Origin of the sequence: Salinicola socius, assembly GCF_001937195.1 — a bacterium.
GTDB classification, from domain to species: domain Bacteria; phylum Pseudomonadota; class Gammaproteobacteria; order Pseudomonadales; family Halomonadaceae; genus Salinicola; species Salinicola socius.
Map to the genome: position 1 here is coordinate 1 of NZ_MSDO01000046.1, position 2605 is coordinate 2605.

Annotated in this window: 1 protein-coding gene; it reads right to left on the reverse strand. The window is 65.0% G+C overall.

All coding sequences use genetic code 11. The features are described from left to right. A partial coding sequence (locus tag BTW07_RS19520; RefSeq protein ID WP_244158463.1) for an Ig-like domain-containing protein occupies window positions 1-2605 on the reverse strand: 2605 nt, incomplete at both ends.

The window sequence follows — 2605 nt, forward strand, 5'->3', positions numbered from 1 at the left end:
GATCGACGGTATCCACGTTGAGGGTGAAGCTCGGGCTGGCCGGGGAGACGTTGCCAGCGGCATCGGTGGCGGTGGCGGTGAAGTCCACCTCGCCATCGGACAGGGCGTTCGCGTCGCCGATGGTGAATGACCAGTTGCCATCGTCGTCGGCATCGGCAGTGCCGATCTGGGTACCGTTGGCGAGGATCGCCACCGTGGCATTGGCTTCGGCGGTGCCGGTCAGTGTCGGCGTGGCGTCGTTGGTGCTGTCGCCATCGCCGAGGGTGCCGGTCGGATCGATGTCATCGGTGGCGCTGTCGATAACTGGTGCCACCGGATCGGTGACATCGATGGTGACCTCGCCGAGGTTACCCACTCCGCTGGTGTTGCCGGCGGCATCGGTCTGACGCACCTGCACGGCGTCAGCGGCATAGTCGCCTTCCGGCAGTTCGAAGCCGGTACCCGTGCCGGGCGTCCAGCTATCGCCACCATCGGTGGAATATTCCCACGTTGCCTCGCCTTCGAGGCCACCGACGTTGATGGTGGCGTCGCTGGTGATGCGGTCACCGTCGATGGCGGTATCGTCGGCCAGCGTTGCCGTGGGCGTAGCCGGGATCTCGGTATCGATGCTCAACGAGAATTCGTTGCTGGCTCCTGAGGCGTTGCCGGCGGCGTCCATCGCCATGGCAGTAAAAGTGGTTTCGCCGTCGGCGAGGGCGTCCATGTCATCCGGCGTGAACGACCAGTTGCCGTCGCCGTCAGCAAGGGCGGTGCCGATCTGGACACCGTTGGCCGAAACCGTAACCGTGGCATTGGCTTCGGCGCTGCCGGTCAGTGTCGGCGTGGCGTCGTTGGTGCTGTCGCCATCGCCGAGCGCCCCGGCCGGGTCGACATCGTCGGTGGCGCTGTCGATGGTGGGTGCGTCCGGTATGCCGGTATCGACCGTCAGCGTGAACGAATTGCTCGCTCCGGATGTATTGTCGTTGTCATCGGTCGCGATCGCGGTGAAGACGGCGTCGCCTTCCGGCAGTGCATCGACCAGGGCGTAAGACCAGTTGCCCTGATCATCGGCAGTGACCGAACCAAGCTCGGCACCATTGAGTGAAATAGCGACCGTGCTGCCGGCTTCCGCCGTGCCTTGCAGTACGGGAAGCGGGTCGTTGGTACTGTCGCCGTCGGCGAGATCGTCGGTCTGCGGAGCGACATCGTCGACCGCGAACTCGATAGTCGGAGGGGCGGGCGGGGTGACGTCATTGAGATCCGCGTCGACGGTAGTGCTGGTGGACGGCCCGACATTGCCGGCGGCATCGGTTGCCGTGGCGTTGACCACGGTGGCGTCTGTCAGCGGTGTCTCCGGGGAGAACGACCAATTGCCCTGGGCGCCGGCAGTCGCTGTCCCGATCACGTTATTATCGACAGTCAATGTGATCGTGGCACCGGCCTCGGCAGTACCCGTGATCGGCGAGCCGTCGGTGGCGTCCAGCGTCGGCGCGGCGGGCGCCTGGGTATCCACCGTCAAGGTGAATTCGGTGCTGACCGGTGAGACATTGCCCGCAGCATCGGTGGCCCGGGCGGAGAAAGAGTAGTCGCCGTCGTCGAGTGTGTCGGGGGTGAATTCCCAATTGCCGTCGGCATCCGCGGTAACGCTGGTGAGCTCCGTACCGTTCTGGAAGATGGTCACCGTGGTATTGGCTTCGGCGGTACCGGCCAGTGTCGGGGTCGCATCGTTGGTTGCATCGCCATCCGCGAGCTCGCCAGTGATCGGCGCAACATCGTCACTGGCGCTGACGATGGTCGGTGCCGCCGGAGCGGTCTGGTCGACCGTAATCGGCCCCAGGCTACCGACATCACTGGTATTGCCGGCAGCATCGGTCTGGCGCACCAGGATGTCGCCGTCGGCGTAAGTCGACACATCCAGCTCGAAGCGGCTACCGGCCCCCGTGGTCCAACTGATGCCAGCGTCGGTAGAGTACTCCCAGGTTGAATCCGACTCGAGACCGGCCACATTGACCGTGGTATCGCTAGTGATACCGTCTTCCGCACTCTCGCCAGTGTCGTTGGCCAGTGTGGGTATCGGAGCAGCGGGGTCGGTGGTATCCACCGTCAGCGTGAAGGTAGGGCTGGCCGGCGATACGTTGCCCGCGGTATCGGTGGCTGTGGCAATAAAGTCCACATTGCCATCGGGCAGGGCGTTCGCGTCGTCGATAGCGAATGACCAGTTGCCGTCATCGTCGGCATCGGCAGTGCCGATCTGCGTGCCATTGGCGAGGATCGCCACCGTGGCATTGGCTTCGGCGGTGCCGGTCAGTGTCGGCGTGGCGTCGTTGGTGCTGTCGCCATCGCCGAGGGTGCCGGTCGGATCGATGTCATCGGTGGCGCTGTCGATAACTGGTGCCACCGGATCGGTGACATCGATGGTGACCGCGCCGAGGTTACCCACCCCGCTGGTGTTGCCGGCGGCATCGGTCTGACGCACCTGCACGGCGTCGGCGGTATAGTCGCCTTCCGGCAGTTCGAAGGCGGTACCCGTGCCGGGCGTCCAGCTATCGCCGCCATCGGTGGAATATTCCCACGTTGCCCCGCCTTCGAGGCCACCGACGTTGATGGTGGCGTCGCGGGAGATGCC